Origin of the sequence: Haloferax profundi (assembly GCF_001469865.1) — an archaeon.
GTDB classification, from domain to species: domain Archaea; phylum Halobacteriota; class Halobacteria; order Halobacteriales; family Haloferacaceae; genus Haloferax; species Haloferax profundi.
In genome coordinates, this window is record NZ_LOPV01000347.1 from 1 (window position 1) to 1,027 (window position 1,027).

The 1,027-nt window shown below is 55.2% G+C and carries 1 protein-coding gene; it reads right to left on the bottom strand.

The annotated features are described in order from the left end of the window. Positions 1 to 806 (bottom strand): hypothetical protein (locus tag AUR66_RS21310; RefSeq protein WP_157533115.1); only part of this gene is annotated, 806 nt, incomplete at its 3' end. Positions 807 to 1,027: the final 221 nt, after the last annotated feature.

Consider the following 1,027-nt stretch of genomic DNA (forward strand, 5'->3'; position numbering starts at 1 on the left):
CCATTCTTTCGGGTTGACGATCGTCTGACGTCGTCAGCCGCGAGAACAGTTGTTACTTCACTTCTCGTCACGAGAGGTACTGCCTCGCGGAATACTGTTTGTTGACTTCCAGTAGCAATGTCGTCATCACTTGAGGCAGACCCGTAGACGTACTGGAAGTTGTTCGCGTTCTCCGTCATATCATACAGGTAGCCCGCCCCGAATGTGATACCGAATCGGCCGGCGACATTTGTTGGTTGTCCGCTCGCAGATTGCGTTGTACTTCCGGAGAGACCCGGAATTACTGCCGTCGAGCCTCCTGACTGGGTTGGTGTGTCGGCGAGGAGAAGCACTCGTCCGCCCGCGTCTGCAAACGCCTCAATGCCATCGACTTCCTCAGTACTGTACGAGGACGCTGGGTTAACGATGACGAATGCGTCCGCCTCACCGAGCGTTGTATTCAACTCGGAGCCAGCACTCCCAGACATTCCGAAACTTGACGATGAACCAGCGAAGAAGCGTACTTCGTGACCAGCACTAACGAGAGCACTAACTAACGGTTGGATATCGGTCCTGCTCACGTCGTTACCGTGACTCAGGTCGACGACGACGGTCTTCTGTGTCGTCGTCTCTGGCGGCGTGACAGTTCCCTCTGCAGAGACTGGCTCTGGAAGTAGTGATTCTGTTTGGAACGGCTGTGCGTTCGATTGAGTCGGGCTATTCGATGAATCGTCGACGACAACGGCGACGCCGGCAGTTGCACCAACTACAAGCAGCACTGCGAAAGCGAATGCTGTGAGAGGCCCGAAGAGATTACTGAGTTTCATTGAGATTCACCTCCGTTTGTGGGCCTTCGACTGACCCGTGGAGCATTAGGTACTGAACTGTGTCGACGCCTCGGTAGTCGAATGTTGTCTGGGTGTTCCCCGCTGCGGCAGTCGCGGGTGTTCCATCTGTTTCCAGGCCTAGTTGACTCAAGAGATTTGGTTGCGGTGACTCCATTCGGACAACGTCGTACTCAGAGAGCGATGCTCGTGCTGCTGCCTCG